Origin of the sequence: uncultured Thiocystis sp. (assembly GCF_903866365.1) — a bacterium.
In the GTDB taxonomy this organism is placed as follows: domain Bacteria; phylum Pseudomonadota; class Gammaproteobacteria; order Chromatiales; family Chromatiaceae; genus Chromatium.
The window spans coordinates 1-16,339 of record NZ_CAIPNF010000217.1; the positions used below are offsets into that span (position 1 = coordinate 1).

Annotated in this window: 18 protein-coding genes; 16 read left to right on the top strand and 2 right to left on the bottom strand. The window is 64.1% G+C overall.

The window, feature by feature from the left end; genetic code table 11:
* From QZY07_RS12205 to QZY07_RS12225, 5 genes are all read left to right on the top strand, one after another.
* Nucleotides 1-562: SPFH domain-containing protein (locus tag QZY07_RS12205; RefSeq protein ID WP_363184131.1), on the top strand; the 562-nt coding region annotated here is incomplete at its 5' end.
* A 54-nt stretch (nt 563-616) separates the two neighbouring features.
* Entirely contained in the window at nt 617-1,252 is a 636-nt protein-coding gene (locus QZY07_RS12210; protein ID WP_295403019.1) for an HAD-IA family hydrolase, read from the top strand.
* Nucleotides 1,253-1,288: 36 nt separating this feature from the next.
* The gene (locus QZY07_RS12215; protein WP_295402888.1) at nt 1,289-1,537 is read left to right on the top strand and encodes a hypothetical protein; all 249 of its coding nucleotides are present in this window, start codon (nt 1,289-1,291) and stop codon (nt 1,535-1,537) included.
* Complete coding sequence (locus QZY07_RS12220; protein WP_295402890.1) at nt 1,534-1,938, top strand: PIN domain-containing protein; 405 nt, start codon at nt 1,534-1,536, stop codon at nt 1,936-1,938. The genes QZY07_RS12215 and QZY07_RS12220 overlap by 4 nt, the downstream gene beginning before the upstream one ends.
* A gap of 154 nt (nt 1,939-2,092) precedes the next feature.
* Entirely contained in the window at nt 2,093-3,049 is a 957-nt protein-coding gene (locus QZY07_RS12225) for a MoxR family ATPase (RefSeq protein WP_363184147.1), read from the top strand.
* Here the strand turns inward: QZY07_RS12225 and QZY07_RS12230 are convergent.
* On the bottom strand, nt 3,046-3,636 hold the full coding sequence (locus QZY07_RS12230; protein ID WP_295402895.1) for a Uma2 family endonuclease: 591 nt from the start codon (nt 3,634-3,636) through the stop codon (nt 3,046-3,048). The genes QZY07_RS12225 and QZY07_RS12230 overlap by 4 nt on opposite strands.
* A gap of 118 nt (nt 3,637-3,754) precedes the next feature.
* On the opposite strand from QZY07_RS12230, the gene QZY07_RS12235 reads away from it, so the two are divergent.
* From QZY07_RS12235 to QZY07_RS12260, 6 genes are read left to right on the top strand one after another with little or no spacing between them, the layout of a single operon-like run.
* A complete protein-coding gene (locus QZY07_RS12235) occupies nt 3,755-4,237 on the top strand; it encodes a DUF29 domain-containing protein (protein ID WP_295402898.1) in 483 nt (160 codons plus the stop codon).
* Between the two features lie 15 nt (nt 4,238-4,252).
* Complete coding sequence (locus QZY07_RS12240) at nt 4,253-5,236, top strand: DUF58 domain-containing protein (RefSeq protein WP_295402900.1); 984 nt, start codon at nt 4,253-4,255, stop codon at nt 5,234-5,236.
* Entirely contained in the window at nt 5,233-5,727 is a 495-nt protein-coding gene (locus tag QZY07_RS12245) for a DUF4381 domain-containing protein (protein ID WP_295402903.1), read from the top strand. Before QZY07_RS12240 ends, QZY07_RS12245 begins: the two co-directional genes overlap by 4 nt.
* On the top strand, nt 5,724-6,707 hold the full coding sequence (locus QZY07_RS12250; RefSeq protein WP_295402905.1) for a VWA domain-containing protein: 984 nt from the start codon (nt 5,724-5,726) through the stop codon (nt 6,705-6,707). Before QZY07_RS12245 ends, QZY07_RS12250 begins: the two co-directional genes overlap by 4 nt.
* A 49-nt stretch (nt 6,708-6,756) precedes the next feature.
* A complete protein-coding gene (locus tag QZY07_RS12255; protein ID WP_295402908.1) occupies nt 6,757-8,787 on the top strand; it encodes a VWA domain-containing protein in 2,031 nt (676 codons plus the stop codon).
* Entirely contained in the window at nt 8,787-10,598 is a 1,812-nt protein-coding gene (locus tag QZY07_RS12260) for a BatD family protein (protein ID WP_295402909.1), read from the top strand. The genes QZY07_RS12255 and QZY07_RS12260 overlap by 1 nt, the downstream gene beginning before the upstream one ends.
* A 20-nt stretch (nt 10,599-10,618) precedes the next feature.
* Here QZY07_RS12260 and folK read toward each other — a convergent pair whose 3' ends face one another.
* A complete protein-coding gene (folK, locus tag QZY07_RS12265) occupies nt 10,619-11,119 on the bottom strand; it encodes a 2-amino-4-hydroxy-6-hydroxymethyldihydropteridine diphosphokinase (RefSeq protein WP_295402912.1) in 501 nt (166 codons plus the stop codon).
* Between the two features lie 222 nt (nt 11,120-11,341).
* Between folK and QZY07_RS12270 the strand changes: the two genes are divergently transcribed.
* The 5 genes from QZY07_RS12270 (at nt 11,342) to QZY07_RS12290 (ending at nt 16,247) form a co-directional block, all read left to right on the top strand.
* On the top strand, nt 11,342-11,989 hold the full coding sequence (locus QZY07_RS12270; RefSeq protein ID WP_295402913.1) for a response regulator: 648 nt from the start codon (nt 11,342-11,344) through the stop codon (nt 11,987-11,989).
* A gap of 497 nt (nt 11,990-12,486) precedes the next feature.
* Nucleotides 12,487-12,804 (top strand): PilZ domain-containing protein, encoded by a 318-nt coding sequence (locus tag QZY07_RS12275; protein ID WP_295402916.1) that lies wholly within the window; start codon nt 12,487-12,489, stop codon nt 12,802-12,804.
* Between the two features lie 237 nt (nt 12,805-13,041).
* Complete coding sequence (locus QZY07_RS12280; protein WP_295402920.1) at nt 13,042-13,407, top strand: response regulator; 366 nt, start codon at nt 13,042-13,044, stop codon at nt 13,405-13,407.
* A gap of 34 nt (nt 13,408-13,441) precedes the next feature.
* Nucleotides 13,442-15,715 carry a chemotaxis protein CheW gene (locus tag QZY07_RS12285; RefSeq protein WP_295402923.1) on the top strand — a complete coding sequence of 758 codons (2,274 nt, stop codon included), beginning with the start codon at nt 13,442-13,444 and terminating at the stop codon, nt 15,713-15,715.
* A 28-nt stretch (nt 15,716-15,743) separates the two neighbouring features.
* Nucleotides 15,744-16,247, top strand: a complete 504-nt coding sequence (locus QZY07_RS12290; protein ID WP_295402926.1) for a chemotaxis protein CheW — start codon at nt 15,744-15,746, stop codon at nt 16,245-16,247.
* Nucleotides 16,248-16,339: the final 92 nt, after the last annotated feature.

The following is a 16,339-nucleotide window of genomic DNA, read 5'->3' on the forward strand; positions in this document are numbered from 1 at the left end:
CATCTGGTACGAGATGCGGGTCAGCGATCCGGTCGCCTATCTCTTCCGCAACGCCAATCCGGACGCCTCGCTCCAGGCCAACGTGGCCAGTTCCACCATCTCCACCCTGAGCAATCTGGAGATGGACAAGATGCTGGAGGACCGTCATCAACTGAGCCGGCGGGTGCGCGCCACCGTGTCGCCGCTCTCCGAGCTATGGGGCTATCAACTGGGCTCGGTCTACATCCGTAAAGTTGCCTTCACCGATCGGCAGATGGTCGACAACATCACCGAGAAGGTCGTCAAGCGTCTGGTGCAGGTCACCAGCGCCATGAAGCAGGACGGCGAAAACCGGGTCGGTCTGATCAAGAGCGAAACCGCCTTCAACGTCTCGCAACAGATGGCGGAGGCCGCCGCGACCCGTCCCGCGATCGTCGGCGAGGCGCTCAACGCCATTGCCCAACAGGATCCCGAGGTGCTGGATGCGGTGATGGAGGTGATGGAGACCGAGCAGCTTATCCATTCGGGGGCGAAGGTCGAGATGCTGCCGGCGGGGGCGGAGTTGATGGTTCAGGTCGGTTAGATCGTGCGTGGCGAGACAGGCGTTGCTCGTGAATGGACGCCGAACGCGGTGTCAATGATCGTCTGCTTCGATTTCGACGGCACGCTGGTCGACAGCGTCGATGCCGCCTTCCATGCCTTCCAGCACGTCGGCCCGCAATTCGGTTGCGCGCCGCTGACCCGCGAGCGGCTCGACGAACTGCGCGGGCTGCATGTCCGCGAGGTGATCCGGGTGCTGGGCGTTCCCTTGCATCGGGTGCCCCGACTCGCGAGCCGGATGCGCGGCGCGATGCGCGCGGAACTGCTGGAAACGCCGCCGATCGAAGGCATTGCCGGGGTGCTGGAGGAACTCTCCCGACGCGGTTTCCGACTCGGCGTGCTGTCGTCGAACGCAAAATCCAGTGTGCTTGCCTATTGCGAGCGGCATGGTTTGGACGGGTTCGATTTCATCGTCGCGGGCACCGGACTATTCGGCAAGGCCACCGCCTTGCGCGTTCTGCTCCGCCGGCAGGGGATTCAGCCGAAGGATTTGCTCTATGTCGGCGACGAACTGCGCGATCTGGAGGCCGCTCGCGCCGCCGGGGTCCGGTTCGCCGCGGTTGGATGGGGCTATACGTCGCTGGAGCGACTGGCCGCCGCCGGACCTGACATGCTCCTTCAGCGTCCTGGCGATTTGCTGGAACGACTTGTCGAGTCGGCCGAGGTTCCCTAAAATGCCATCATTCATTTGATCATTGATGGCATTCCGATGATTCGGGTCCAGATCCAGTTCACCGAAGATCAGCTTCAGTCGCTCCGGTGCCATGCCGCACAGGAGCAGGTGTCGGTGTCCGCGCTCGTGCGGCAGGCCGTCGGCGAGTGGGAGCGCAACCAGGCAGGAAGCGGCGATGAGGCGAAGAGGCGGCGCGCGATCATGGCCGCCGGACGTTTTGCCTCGGGGACGCGCGACGGTTCCGCCCGGCATGACGACTATCTGGCCGAGAGCTATCGGGCGTGATTTTCGTCGATACGTCGGCCCTCTACGCACTCCTCGACCGCGACGATCTGGCTCATGAACGGGCGCGGATCGCCTGGATCGACTGGTTGTCTGGCCGTCGTCCGCCACGCCTGGTGACCGGAAACTACATCCTCATGGAGTCTTGCGCGCTGGTTCAGGCGCGTCTGGGGATGGAGGCGTTGCGCGTGTTGATTGACGATCTTCTGCCGGTCATCGTGCTGGAGTGGGTCACGCCCGCGGATCATCAGGCTGCCATGCAGGCGCTCTTGACGGCTGAACGTCGTCGCTTGAGCCTGGTCGATTGCGTGAGCTTTCAACTTATGCGTCGGATCGGCATCAATCGCGCCTTTACCTTCGATGCCCATTTCGCCGACATGGGATTCGAGGTGTTGCCAGGGTGAGGCGCTCGACCGGCAAGATTCATGCGACGACCCGCCAACTCGAAAGGCCCGGCGGCTAAACAGATCGAATCCAGATGGAGAACCAACAACCTTGGACCAAAATCTCAAACCAGCCCCGCTCGCGGCGGTTCCCGACGCCACCTCCCCGACCGATCTGGCGGCCCGGTTCGCTGCCCTGCGCGAGCGGATCGCCCGGACCATCCTCGGTCAGCGCACCCTGATCGACCGGCTGCTGATCGCGCTGCTCGCCGATGGGCATCTGCTGGTGGAAGGCGCGCCGGGTCTGGCCAAGACCACGGCCATCAAGGATCTGGCGGCCGGACTGGAGGGCGATTTCCATCGTATCCAGTTCACCCCGGATCTGCTCCCGGCGGACCTCACCGGCACCGAGATCTATCGGCCGAACGATGGCAGTTTCCGCTTCGATCGCGGACCCATCTTTCACAATCTGCTGCTGGCCGACGAGGTCAATCGCGCCCCGGCCAAGGTGCAGTCGGCCCTGCTGGAGGCGATGGGCGAGCGTCAGGTGACGGTCGGGCGCGAAACCTATCCGCTGCCACGCCTATTCCTGGTCATGGCGACCCAGAATCCGATCGAACAGGAGGGCACCTATCCGTTGCCGGAGGCGCAGCTTGACCGCTTCCTGATGCATGTGCGGGTCGATTATCCGGACCTGGAGACGGAACGCGCGATCCTGCGGCTCAATCGCGACGAGGCGCGCGGCGAGCGGCCGGGCGGCCCCGACGTGGTGGTCAGTCAGGCCGAGGTCTTCGCCGCGCGGCAGGCCATTCTCGGGCTCTACATGGCGCCCGAGATCGAGAACTATCTGGTGCATCTGGTCATGGCGACCCGCAACCCCGGCGCCTATTCCAGGGATTTGGACGGTTGGCTGCGCTTCGGCGCCAGCCCGCGCGCGACCATCGCGCTGGATCGCTGTTCGCGCGCGCTGGCCTGGCTGAACGGTCGCGATTATGTCTCGCCCGAGGATGTCCAGGCGGTCGCGCCCGATATTCTGCGCCACCGGGTGCTGCTGTCCTATGAGTCCGAGGCGGAGGGGCGGCGGCCCGACGATTTCATTGCCGCGCTGCTGGCGCGGGTGCCGGCGCCTTAAGCGGCGTTTGGCGGGTCGAATTCGACCTTGTCGTACAGGTCGTCCAGGCGCAGCGCGCAGTCCAGGCTCGCGAGCGCGACACTGTCGTTCATGGCGGTAAACTCGGTCAGAACCCAGCGCTCGTTGGGTTCGCGGCTATACCGTTCGACATGCACCCGCTGTTGCGACACGAGCAGGTACTCTTGCAGAGTCGGAATCCGTCGATAGAGGGCAAACTTGTCGCCACGGTCGTAGGCTTCCGTGGATGGCGAAAGCACCTCGGCGATCAGGCTGGGATTGAGCAGGACATCGCGGCGTCCATCGTCGAACCGGCGTTCGCCGCACAAGGCGACGAGATCCGGATAGGTGCCGGCATTGCCGGCGGGGATACGGACCTTCAGATCGCTGGCATAGACGCGGCAGGGACGCCCTTTCATCTGGAAGCTGATCTCGCGCACCAGATTGCAGACGATCTGATTGTGGTTCTCGCTCGCGCCGGCCATCGCGAAGACCTCGCCGTCGAGGTATTCGGAACGGGAGTCGAGCGCGTCGCGCTCCGCCGCAAGCCAATCCTCGAACGTCGGTCTCGGCTTGGGTTGCAGTGACATCGAGGCGTCTCCGTTGGGTTGCGATCACGCAATGATAGGCTTGTTCGTGAATGTTGGTTGTCCCGGAGTTTTTCACTGTCGATCCGAGGCAATCTCCAAATTCTTCCAGGTAAACGAAATGACCGAACTCAGCACACTCTATCAAACCGATTATTCCACCTGGGCAACCCGGAATGCCGAGCTGCTGCGCGCCGGGCGCTACGCGGAACTGGATGTCGAGCATCTGCTGGAAGAACTGAGCGATATGAGCAAAAGCGATCAGCACGAACTGGAAAACCGGCTGACCATCCTGCTCGCGCATCTGTTGAAATGGGAATATCAACTCCAGACCCTGTCCGAGCGCTGGCGCGAATTCGATGGCCGCAGTTGGCGCGCCACCATCATCGAGCAGCGCAACCGCGTGACAAAGCATTTGAAAAAATCGCCCGGTCTCAAGTCATTGCTGGCCGAAACCATCGCCGAGGCCTATATCGATGCCGTTCAATTGGCCAGCGACGAAACCGGCCTGCCGCCGGAGACCTTTCCGGCCGATTGCCCCTATCTTGCCAATCAGCTGCTCGATAACCGCTTTTATCCCGCACCCGACACACAGGACCACTGATCCTCCACTGCCTTCATGATGACTGTCATTCCACGCCAGACCGCCGCGACCGCCGGCCTCCGTCCCGATCTCAAGGAGCTGATCGCCCTACGCGGACAGGCGCGGCGGCTCGATCTTGCGCCGCGCGGGCGGGTGCTCGCGACCCGTAGCGGCGGCCATCTCTCGCGCTTTCGCGGACGTGGCATGGAGTTCGACGAATCGCGCGTCTATCAACCGGGCGACGATCCGCGCAACATGGACTGGCGGGTGACGGCCCGCGCCGGTACGCCCCACGTCAAGCTGTTTCGGGAAGAGCGTGAGCGCCCGGTCTGGCTGCTGGTGGATCAGGGCGTGTCCATGCGCTTCGGTACCCGCGTCGCCTTCAAGTCCGTGATTGCGGCGCAGGCGGCGGCGCTGCTCGGCTGGGCGGCGGTCGACCGGGGCGATCGGGTCGGCGGGCTGGTGTTCGACGAAACCCGCCATCTGGAACGCCGGCCCGCAGCTCGTGGGGCCGGGCTGCTCCCGCTGCTCGATCGGCTGACCGCAGCTCCAGGCGAGCCTGGCGGGAACGGTCATGGTTCCATCGTCGCGGCCGCCGAACATCTGACCCGTCTGATTCGCCCCGGCAGTCTGGTGGCGGTCATCAGCGATTTCGCGGACATCCGGCTTGAGCACAGTGGCTGGCTCGCGCAACTGGCGGCCGGCAGCGAACTGCTGCTGATTCTGGTGCATGACGCGCTGGAATCCGAAGCGCCGCCGCCCGGACGCTACCCGGTGGCGGACGGCGCGCGGCAGGCCCCGCTCGCCGAGGCGCGAACCGGCATCCTGGATCTGACCAGCGCACGCCTGCGGGACGCCTATCGGGGACATTTCCAACGTCGCTTGGAGACCTTGCAGCGACTGGCGCAACGCGACCGCGCCCATCTGCTGCGGTTGGCGACCCATGAACCAGTGGGACCGGCGCTAGCGCGCGGACTGGGCGCGCGGTTTGGCGCTGGCGTGGCGGGTGCGCCGCGATGAACCCCGATCCGCTGTCCGATCTGCGCGACTGGCATCTGCCCGACCCGGTGTCCTGGTGGCCGCCCGCGCCCGGCTGGTGGCTGCTGGCTGGGCTGATTCTGGTGGGCCTGTGGCTCGCGATCCGTGGTTGGCGTCGCTGGGATCGACAGGGCGCGAGCACGCGCGCCGCGCTTCGGCAACTCGACGCTCTCGGGAAGGCGCTGGCGACCGACGGCGATCGACGCCGGTTTGTCGCGGGCGTCTCTCAACTGCTGCGCCGTCTGGCGCTGGTCCGGTATCCGCGCGAGCAGGTCGCCGGGCTCAGCGGAGCTGCCTGGCTGGCCTTTCTGGACGCCACCGGGGGCGGGGGCGGTTTTACGCAGGGCGCGGGTCGGGTGCTCGCGGAGTCGGCCTATCGCCCGGACGCCGACGCCGAGCGGGACGTCGGTCCCGAACCACTCAGCAGGCTGGCCGCCGACTGGATTCACGCTCACCGGAAACCTCGCCCATGATCACACTGGACTGGCCCTGGGTGCTGCTCGCGCTGCCGCTGCCGTTCCTGGCGACCCTGCTCCCGCGCGCCCGCTCTCGGGTCGGGGCGGCGCTGCGGCTGCCGTTCTATGCCGAACTGCCGGCGGTGACGGTCGCACGGTCGCCGGGCGCGTCCTGGCCGCGTCTGCTGCTGGCCGTGCTCGCCTGGACCCTGCTCGTGCTGGCCGCCGCGCGTCCGCAGTGGATCGGCGAACCCATCGGTCTGCCGGTCGCCGGACGGGATCTGATGCTGGCGCTGGACATCTCCGGCAGCATGGAACAGGAAGACTATGAACTCAATGGTCGCGCGGTCACCCGGCTGGCGGCGGTGCAGGCGGTGGCGACCGATTTTGTGAAGCGGCGAGACCAGGACCGGCTCGGGCTCATCCTGTTCGGGACTCAGGCGTATCTTCAGACGCCGCTGACCTTCGATGGGGCTACGGTCGCCACCCTGCTGAACGAGGCGGTGGTCGGCCTGGCCGGGCGCGAGACCGCCATCGGCGACGCCATCGCGGTGGCGGTCAAGCGGCTGCGCGAACAGCCCGAGGGTCAGCGGGTGCTGGTGCTGTTGACCGACGGCCAGAATACCGCCGGCACGCTCGATCCGCTGGCCGCCGCGAAGCTCGCGGCGCAGGCTGGCGTGCGCATCCATACCATCGGCATTGGCGGCGGCGAGATGGGGATTCGGACACCCTTCGGGATCCGCCTGATGCGCCAGGGCAGCGACTACGATCCAGCCACGCTTAAGCAGATCGCCGAGATCACCGGCGGGCGGTTTTTTTCGGCGACCAATCGCGAGGAACTGGAGACGGTGTACGCGGAACTGGACCGACTGGAACCCAATGAGCGCGACGAACGGACCTTTCGACCCCAGCGCGCGCTGTTCGTCTGGCCGGCCGCCGCCGCCCTGTTTCTGACGGTCGGGCTGGCGGTTGGGTCCGCTCGGCGTGGGCGCGTTTAGCGCCTGATCCCAGGAGCCCAACGCGAACACCTCCACTGACGACGACAAAATGACCGCCATGCCATTCGATGCCCATTTTCTCCGTCCGCTCTGGCTGCTGGCCATCCTGCCACTGGCGCTGCTGCTCGCGATCCTGTGGCGACAGCGGCAAGCCGGCGCGTCGATCTGGCGGGATCTGGTCGATCCGCATCTGCTGCCGCATCTGCTGGTGGGCGAGGAGGGAAAATCCCGACGCTGGCCGCTCGTCCTGCTGGGACTCGGCTGGTCGCTGGCGGCGCTGGCGCTGGCGGGTCCGGTCTGGGAGCGACTGCCGCAGCCCGTCTTCTCCACCGCCAGTCAGAGGGTCATCCTGCTCGACCTCTCGCCCAGCATGAACGCGGCCGACTTGCCGCCCTCGCGGCTGGCGCGGGCGCGTTTCGAGCTGCTGGATCTCCTGAACGCATCGACCGAGGGTCAGGTGGCCCTGCTCGCCTTCGGTCCCGAGCCGTTCGTCGTCTCGCCGCTCACTGGCGATGCCCGAACCATCGCCGCGCAGGTTCCGCAGTTGACGACGGATCTGATCCCGGTCCCGGGGCCGCGTCGCACCGATCTGGCGCTCAAACAGGCGGGCGAGATGCTGGAGCGCGCGCAAGGGGAGGGCGGGGACATCGTCCTGATCACTGACGGAGTTGGCGAGCTGGCCGCGTCGCTGGAGATCGCCCAGCGACTCCAGGCCGCCGGTCACCGCCTGTCGGTGCTCGCGGTGGGGACGACGAAAGGCGCGCCCGTGCCGTCCAGCACGGGCGGATTCCTCCAGGATGATGCGGGCGGTCTCCAGCTCGCCCGGCTCCAACCGGAAACCTTGCGCGAACTGGCTCGGGCGGGCAAAGGCCGTTATCTGGAGGCCGAGGTGGGCGATCGCGATACCCTGGCGCTGATCGCGGCTGGGCCGGAACCGGGCGAACGGATCGCAGAGACGGCCCTGACCGCCGATCAATGGCGCGAGGAAGGCCCCTGGCTCCTCCTGGCGCTGTTGCCGCTGGCCGCGCTGGCCTTTCGGCGCGGCTGGTTGCTGCCGGTCCTGTTGCTTGCCTTGATTCTGCCGCCGCGTCCGGGATTCGCCGTCGGCTGGTCGGATCTCTGGTCGCGTCCCGATCAGCGGGCCGCGCGTGAGTTCGAGGCCGGCGATGCACCGGCGGCGGCCGATCAGTTTCGCGACCCCTCCTGGCGGGCGGCGGCGCGCTATCGGTCGGGCGATTATCCCGCCGCGCTGGAGGATCTCGCGGGTCTGGAAGATCCGGAGGCGGATTACAATCGGGGCAACGCGCTGGCGCGTCTCGGCCAGTTTCAGGAAGCGGTCGATGCCTATGAAGCGGCCTTGAAACACAACCCGGATCAGGCCGACGCCCGGCATAATCTGGAACTGGTACGCAGGCTTCTCGAACAACAAAACCCGTCGGATCAACAACAGAACCCGTCGCAACAAGGGCCATCGAAGGGAGATGGCGACGAGTCCTCGGGGGACGGGCGGGATCAGGATCAGAAGCAGGATCAGAAGCAGGATCCGAAACAGGATCAAGGGCAGGATCGGAGCGAGGCGGGATCCAGCGAGCAGAAGACCACCCAAGGCGATCCGGCATCCGAGCAGGAAATGACTAACTCGCGGGGCGATCAAAACGAGGAGGCGGCATCCGCGTCGAATGAAGATGCCGAACCAGCGGGCGAACAGAAGACGCCCCAGGGCGACAAACAAGGCTCGGACGCGGAGACGGCTGCTGCGTCGGAACCTGATTCAAATCCCCCGGACGCCAGCGATTTTAGCCCGGACGCACTCAACGCCGGGACAAAACAGGACGAATCCAAGCCCGCAAGCGACAAACAGGCCGAGACTGCGGGCGCCACCGTGACCGCCCCGGCTGACCGGCGACCGGCCGGGCAGCCTGAGTCCTCTGTCAGCGCCACCGATTCGCTCACCCCCCAGGAGCGCGAACGGCAACAGGCCATGGAGGCGCAACTGCGACGCGTGCCCGACGATCCGGCCGGACTGCTGCGCCAACGCTTTCTGTTACAACATTTGCGTCGAGAGGGACGTTTGCCGTGATGCCAAAACGCCGACCACTGAAACTGCTGTCCGGTCTCTCGATCCTGCTGCTTGCGACATCGCTGGCGTGGGCTGCCACTCTCCAGGTGCAACTGGATCGCCACCGTCTGACCGCGCAGGACACCCTGACCCTGAGGCTGATCGCGGACGGCACCACGAGCGGCGAGCCCGATTTCGCGCCGTTGACGCAGGATTTCGACATCCTGAGCCGCGGACAAAGCAAGACAACGAGCATCGTCAATGGCGCCATGTCCCATACCCGCCAGTGGACCCTGGAACTGGCGCCCAAGCGAATCGGTACCTTGTCGATTCCGTCCCTTTCGTTCGGAAACGCACTCAGCCAGAGTCTGACGGTCGAGGTCACCGAAGCGAATAGCGGCGACCCGGAGACTGGATCCAGGCCCATTTTCCTGGAGGCCGATGCCGACACCAAAACGCCCTATGTTCAACAGACGTTCGAGTATCGGGTGCGGGCGTATTTTCAAGACGAACCGCTGCGAGCCACACTGTCCGATCCGGTTGCCGAGGGGGCGACGATCGAACGGATCGGCGAGGATCGCGGCGGCGAAGAGTTCGTCGACGGTCAGCGCTATCTGGCGATCGAGCGTCGTTATCGCGTCATTCCCAATCGCAGCGGTCCGCTCGCCATCCAGGGTCCGCGGCTGGAGGCCGTGATCCCCGAGACCCGCGCGGGCCGTCAGCGCGACCCCTTCGCGGATCTGGATCAGGCGTTTGGCGGGTCGCTCTTTCAGGGCTTTCCGACGATGCCGGGTCTGGGCAATCCGGGGCGGCGGCTGGTGGACCGGGCGGGGGATCTGGCGATCCAGGTCCGCGCCCAGCCGGACGGTTCCGAGACGCCCTGGCTGCCGGCGACCTCGGTGCAGATCGCCGACGAGTGGACACCCAGTCAGCCGACCTTGCGGGTGGGCGAACCCCTGACCCGCACCCTGACCGTCACCGCCCAGGGCGTGACCGCGGCCCAGTTGCCGACGCTGGATCTCGGCGCGCTGGATGGCGTTCAGGTCTATCCGGATCAACCTCAGGGCGAGGATCTGTCCGGTGCGTCGGTCCCCACGGCCATTAAGAGTTTCAAGGTCGCGCTGGTGCCGACGCGCGCCGGCGCGCTCACCCTGCCCGAGATTCGGCTGCCCTGGTGGGACACGGTCGCCGACGAGCCGCGGGTTGCCGTCGTCCCGGCGCGTACCCTGGAGGTGGCCGCCGCGCCATCCGGAGGCGCCGCGCCGTCGCCCGCGACCGACATCGCATCCACAACCGAGCCGACGGAAAGCGTCGAATCCTCCCTGGATGCGGCGCGGCAACCCAGGTCGCCGGAAGAGCCCGGCGTCGGCATGACCGGTTTCTGGCCCTGGCTCACGCTCCTGCTGGGACTGGCCTGGCTGGGAACGCTCCTCTGGTGGCGTCGGGAGCGGCGTGCGCGGCTGACCGTCGCCAAGCCGATTCATGAAGCGCAAGACCGGCGAGCCGCGTCCCTGAACGCGGCCCGCCGCCAGGTCGAAAAGAGCTGTCTGGCCGGCGATGCGCGCGCCGCGCGCGCGGCACTTCTCGACTGGGCGCGGGCGCGCTGGCCCGATCATGCTCCGCAAGGACTGAGCGAGTTCGCCAGCCGGTTGGGTGGGGAGGCGAGCGGCGATCTCCTGAATGCGATCGACCGCGCCATCTATGCCCCGCCCGGCGAGGTTTGGGATGGCGCGGCGGCCTGGCAAACGCTGGCGCTCTGGCTCGGCGGCACGGTGAAGGACGGAACGACGCGGACAGCCGATCCGCTTCCGGAACTTTACCCGCGCACGTAAGCCGGCGGTATCGAATGCGTTTATTGTGCGTGGGGTAAGCGCGAAATGATCTGATGGTACTGGATCTTCTGCGTCAACTCGCCGATCGGGAGTCCGAATTCCGGGTGAATGGTCTCGGGTGCAATTTCGATCATCGGCACCAGCATGAAATCACGGAGCAGTAAACCCGGATGCGGAATTTTGAGATCGCGGTCATCGAGGATCGCGTCACCGCAGAAGAGAAGATCCAGATCGATGGTCCTTGGGCCGTTTTTCAGGTCGCGGAGACGTTCCAGGCGGGTCTCGATGGCTTGTGTCTCGGCGAGCAATTGCCGTGGCGAAAGCCGTGTCTCCAGGGCGACCGCCAGGTTGACGAAATCCGGCTGCGACACGATCCCCCAGGGGCGGGTCAGGTACCAGGAGGATTCCGCCACCATCCTTGAATCGGGGATCGTCCGCAACAGATCCAGGCAGCGGCGAATGTTCCGCAGCGGGTCGAGATTGGAGCCAATAGCAAGATAGGCACAGGTGTTCTGCATCATCCGGGTATGATACCGCGACAGGATGCACGGTTTCGCCTGGCGCCGATCGTCTATTGTTAAACTGTGTTCGCAACATTCCACGCCGTTTCGACTGGTTGGGCAGGTTGGCTTTCGCTCAAGACATGTGACGCCGGCGCGGCTTAAAATGCTTGGGCGATCAAGGGCGATCAAGGGCGCACGGCCCGGTTCCCTTTTTCCTGTCGATTGTCAGAAGGCCACCGAATGAACGAAGTACAGACGGTTTTTATTGTGGATGACGATCAGGCGATAAGGGAATCGCTCGCCTTGATTCTCGAACTGGCCGGTTATCGAGTCAGGAGTTTCGCCTCTCCTCAAGATTTTCTGGATGGTTTATCGCCCCTGGAACGTGGCTGTCTGCTGTTGGACCAGCGAATGCCCGAGATGACCGGGATCGATCTGCAGAATCTGCTCCTGGAGCGTCATTGTCTCTTACCGATCATTTTTCTCTCCGCTTTCAGCGATGTCCCGACGACCGTGCGGGCAATCCGGGGTGGTGCGATCGATTTTCTGGAAAAGCCCGCCAATCGGGAAACTTTGCTTCAGCGGGTCGAGACGGCGTTGAATGAGGATTGCAAGCGGCATGCGGAGGCCACCACGGAAAGCGAGATCCTGCGGCGTTTCCGCCAATTGACGCCTCGTGAGCAAGAGATCATGTCGTTCACCACCCAAGGGCTGACCAATAAGGATATTGCCCGCGAACTTGCCATCAGTCATCGTACCGTAGAAAACCATCGCTCACGCATGATGCTAAAAATGTCCGCGGCGAACTTCGCCGAATTGTGTCGTTTCTCGGCAATTTGCGAAGCGGCTTCAGCGAAGCGCCAATGTCCTCGCGAACCAATCGATTGAGTAGTTTTACGGATACTTTGAAATCATGTACTAAACTATGCTTGATCAAAGATATGGACGCTTGAGTTGAAAGGACCGCCTTGGAAAATGCCGATAACGACCAACGCCAGTCAGGCGTTGCGCGTCTGAACTTGGGATTGCGCCAAACTGGGCGGTGACAGTCCTACCTCTATCCTCGCGAGGCATGATGATGAAACTCGACAGCAAGATCCAGGGCGCGACTCCAGGAACGCTTTCGTCGGTCTCCGTGCAGGTCAAACAGGAAGCGGAGCGTTGGAGAGACGCGGCATCCGCGAACCATTGGGAGGTGCTCAACACGCCGCTCCGGGTTGAGCCAAATGCTCGCGGCCCTCGCCAGATCACGTCGGTGTCTTGGCGCGGTCACTAACCAGCCACGAAATTGCCTGGCGTCCACCGCCAGGCGATCTGTCCTGAACTCTAAGGTATGCCAAACGCTGACGTAACACGTGGGGCCTGCCAGGACATCTGTGAAACCGATGGATCATCGACTGGGCCAACGCGTTAACGTCGCTCTCCCCGTGCAGCTGCGGTTTCAGGATCGACCGAGCCAATCGGGCGTCGCGGTGAATGTCGGCAGAGGTGGGATGTTCATCGAAACGCTCGCTTGCGATCATGAACATGGCAATGGTTGCGTCGATATCCAACTCGCCATTGAAATGCCGGATGGCGGGCAAATTATCCGGCTCTCGGCATTCGTGGTCCACCGCCGCGGCAGTGGTTTGGGTTTGATGTTTCGCGAGCTCGACGCATCAACCTGGCAGCCGATTGGAAATTTATTGTCCCAACTTGACTGACGGCTGTCCGCCACGCCCCTCTATGCCTTGAACGGCATGATTGTCTTCCAATTTCCGCTATTCTCGCTGCGATCCGAATCGACCGCCGATCACTGGCTGTCCGCCATGCAAACAGGTTAGAGTGTGCACCGGCTCTGGCGCGGTTTCCGCATCCGTGGCAGGGATCAGGGCGCGAGGTACGCCGCTGGGCGGCGGCACCTCGGGAGCAGAATCAAAGCGATTTCCAGAGTGCATGCCATGGCGAAGACAATCCTCACGGTGGATGACTCCGCGTCCATCCGTCAAATGGTGTCCTATACGTTGAAAGACGCCGGTTACACGGTGACCGAGGCGGTCGACGGACAGGATGGCCTCGATAAGGCCCGTGCCGGGCGTTTCGATCTCGTGTTTACCGACCAGAACATGCCACGCATGGACGGTCTGGCCCTGATCAAGCAACTCCGTGCCCTTCCTCAATACCAGTCAGTGCCGATCCTGATGCTGACCACCGAATCGAGCGACACGATGAAGAACCAGGGGCGCGCGGCGGGTGCGACGGGCTGGCTGGTCAAGCCCTTCGACCCGCAAAAATTGCTGGACGTTGTCCGCAAAGTGATCGGTTGAGCGCGCGGTTCATCCGCCAGCGAGGGGAACGGGCATGACCATCGATATGAGTCGCTTCTATCAGGTGTTCTTCGACGAGGCCGGCGAACATCTGGCCGCGATGGAGGCCCTGCTGCTGGAGTTGGATGTGGACGCGCCCGATCTGGAGACGCTCAACGCCATCTTCAGGGCCGCGCATTCCATCAAGGGCGGCGCCGGCACCTTCGGCTTTCTGGACATGGCCCAGTTGACGCATGTCCTGGAGACGCTGCTGGACCGTCTGCGCAAGCAGGAGACGCGCCCCACCGTCGAGATGATCGATGCCTTCCTCGGCGCCTGCGATGTGCTGAAGGCGCAACTGGCGGCGCATCAGGAGGGTGCGGAATACGCGGATCCGCAGATCGCCGAGGTGTCCGCCCGTCTGGAATCCTTATCCGAGATTGCCGCGACCCCCGCCAGCCCCGCGCCGCGACCGCCCTCGCCAGCCCTGCCGGGGACCGCCGCGACAGCGTCGATCTGGCTGATCGAGTTTCGGCCGGACGCCATTGACTTCCAGTCCGGCGCCAACCTGCATGCGCTGAGGGATGTCCTGGCTGAAATGGGTTCAGTCGAATGGCTGTCGGAGGGTGATGCCGAGGTTTGCGTCTGGCGCATCAAGACGTGGTTCGGAAAGGAGGAAATCCTCGAAACCTTTGCCTTTGTGTGCGATCCGGAGCGTATTTCGATCACGGCCAACACGGACGTTTCGCCCGCCTCTCTCGCCAATGCCGATGATCGCGATGGAGACCCTGGTTTCGGATTCTTCGCGGGCGCGCCAGGGAGCGAGCGGGCGCTGGATCCGGTGGAAACCGATTCCGATGAAGAGTTGGGATTCGGTTTCTTTGCCGGCGCCCCTGGAAGCGAGCAGGCGCTGGATCAGGATCTCGACGGCTTCGGCCTGTTCGGCGGAAGTCCTGGCATGGAGCAGGTTGCCGCGGTCGCGAATCAGGGGCGTGCGGAGCAGGAACAGGGTTACGGGTTTTTCGATCTGGCCCCCGGTACGCCGCGGATTGCCGATGGGAACGCTGCGCCTTCAGCCGAATCGACGGTCGAGCGACCGTCTCCGACGTCTGGCCTTGGCGCTCCAGGGCCTGGTGCCGCACCGAAGCGGCCGGCCGTGGCGGATACCTCGATCCGGGTCAGCGTGGAGAAAGTGGACCAGCTGATCAATCTGGTCGGTGAGTTGGTGATTACCCATGCCATGCTTGCCGAGTCGGCCTCCGATCTGGATCCGGTGATGTATGAGCGGATTTTCGGCGGTCTCTCCAACCTGGAGCGTAATTCGCGCGATTTGCAGCAGGCGGTGATGTCGATCCGGATGCTGCCGATCAGTTTCGTCTTCAACCGTTTCCCTCGGGTGGTGCGCGATATCGCCGCCAACCTGGGTAAGAAGGTGACGTTGAAACTGATCGGCGAGGATACCGAACTCGACAAAGGCCTGATCGAGCGACTGGCCGATCCCCTGAATCATCTGGTGCGCAACAGTATCGATCACGGCATCGAACAGCCCGAACGTCGCCGCGAGGCGGGTAAATCGGAGACCGGCGAGATCACCCTGCGCGCCAGTCATCGGGGCGGCAGTATCCTGGTCGAGGTGCGTGACGATGGTGCCGGTCTCGATCGCGAAAAACTTCTGGCCAAGGCGGCCCAGCAGGGTATCCCGATGCCCGAGAACCCATCGGACAAGGAGGTCTGGCAGTTGATCTTCCACGCCGGTTTCTCGACCGCCGAACGGGTGACCGATATCTCGGGGCGCGGCGTCGGGATGGATGTCGTGCGGCGCAATATCGAGGCGATGAACGGCCGCGTCGAGATCGACTCGCAGGCGGGCCACGGCACCCATATCGCCATCCGGTTACCGCTGACGCTGGCGATTCTCGACGGTCTTTCGGTGCGGATGGGCGAGGAGATTTTCATCCTGCCGCTGACCGCCATCCAGGAGTCGCTCCAGCCCACCAGGGATCAGTTCAAGACAGTGGCGGGCAGGGGGCGGGTGGCGCACGTCAATGGCGACTATCTGCCGTTGGTCGTATTGCGCGAGGTGTTTCATCTCGATGGGCAACCGCCGCGCCACGAGGATGGCATCCTGGTCATCGTCGACACCAGCGAAGGGCTCGCCGCGCTGCTGGTGGACGAACTGGTGGCCCAGCATCAGGTCGTCATCAAGAGCCTGGAAACCAATTATCGCAAGGTCGACGGCGTGTCCGGCGCCACCATCATGGGCGACGGACGGGTCGCCCTGATTCTCGACGTGGACGCGCTGGTGCGTCTGAACCGCAAGAATTCCTGAATCCGCGTGAGCGAAGGGGTGAACCACGATGAACGACGAACGCAAGGACGGAGCCATGATTAACCCCGAGGGGGCGAGGGAGTTTCTTACCTTCACCCTCGGGGACGAAGAGTATGGCATCGATATTCTCAAGGTGCAGGAGATCCGGGGGTATGACGCCGTGACCCGGATCGCCAACGCGCCCGCCTTCATCAAGGGCGTAATCAATATGCGCGGCGTGATCGTGCCGATCCTCGACATGCGGCTCAAGTTCAATCTGGGTCAGGTCGAATACAACGAATTCACCGTCGTCATCATCCTCAATGTGGCCGATCGGGTGGTGGGGATCGTGGTGGACGGCGTCTCCGATGTCATCGCGCTCAAGCGCGAGCAGATCCGGCCGGCCCCGGAATTCGGCGCGCTGATGGATACCGCCTACATCGACGGACTGACCACCCTGGACGATCGCATGGTCATCATGGTGGATATCGAAAAGCTCATCACGAGCGGCGAAATGGGGCTGGTGGAACAGGCGCGGATCGATATGGCGTGATGGCTCGGGAGTTTCCTTTCAGGTGCATGGGTATGGACCGACTCAGTAAGGTCATTGACGGCGCTTGGCGTCAACTTTTTGAAAAAAGAATT

Coding starts and splice junctions, on each gene's coding strand:
- QZY07_RS12245 (WP_295402903.1), top strand. CDS start 5,233: ATGAACCCCGATCCGCTGTCCGATCTGCGCGACTGGCATCTGCCCGAC.
- QZY07_RS12260 (WP_295402909.1), top strand. CDS start 8,787: ATGCCAAAACGCCGACCACTGAAACTGCTGTCCGGTCTCTCGATCCTG.
- QZY07_RS12240 (WP_295402900.1), top strand. CDS start 4,253: ATGATGACTGTCATTCCACGCCAGACCGCCGCGACCGCCGGCCTCCGT.
- QZY07_RS12280 (WP_295402920.1), top strand. CDS start 13,042: ATGGCGAAGACAATCCTCACGGTGGATGACTCCGCGTCCATCCGTCAA.
- QZY07_RS12230 (WP_295402895.1), bottom strand. CDS start 3,636: ATGTCACTGCAACCCAAGCCGAGACCGACGTTCGAGGATTGGCTTGCG.
- QZY07_RS12235 (WP_295402898.1), top strand. CDS start 3,755: ATGACCGAACTCAGCACACTCTATCAAACCGATTATTCCACCTGGGCA.
- QZY07_RS12215 (WP_295402888.1), top strand. CDS start 1,289: ATGATTCGGGTCCAGATCCAGTTCACCGAAGATCAGCTTCAGTCGCTC.
- QZY07_RS12210 (WP_295403019.1), top strand. CDS start 617: ATGATCGTCTGCTTCGATTTCGACGGCACGCTGGTCGACAGCGTCGAT.
- QZY07_RS12270 (WP_295402913.1), top strand. CDS start 11,342: ATGAACGAAGTACAGACGGTTTTTATTGTGGATGACGATCAGGCGATA.
- QZY07_RS12255 (WP_295402908.1), top strand. CDS start 6,757: ATGACCGCCATGCCATTCGATGCCCATTTTCTCCGTCCGCTCTGGCTG.
- folK (WP_295402912.1), bottom strand. CDS start 11,119: ATGATGCAGAACACCTGTGCCTATCTTGCTATTGGCTCCAATCTCGAC.
- QZY07_RS12285 (WP_295402923.1), top strand. CDS start 13,442: ATGACCATCGATATGAGTCGCTTCTATCAGGTGTTCTTCGACGAGGCC.
- QZY07_RS12250 (WP_295402905.1), top strand. CDS start 5,724: ATGATCACACTGGACTGGCCCTGGGTGCTGCTCGCGCTGCCGCTGCCG.
- QZY07_RS12275 (WP_295402916.1), top strand. CDS start 12,487: ATGGATCATCGACTGGGCCAACGCGTTAACGTCGCTCTCCCCGTGCAG.
- QZY07_RS12290 (WP_295402926.1), top strand. CDS start 15,744: ATGAACGACGAACGCAAGGACGGAGCCATGATTAACCCCGAGGGGGCG.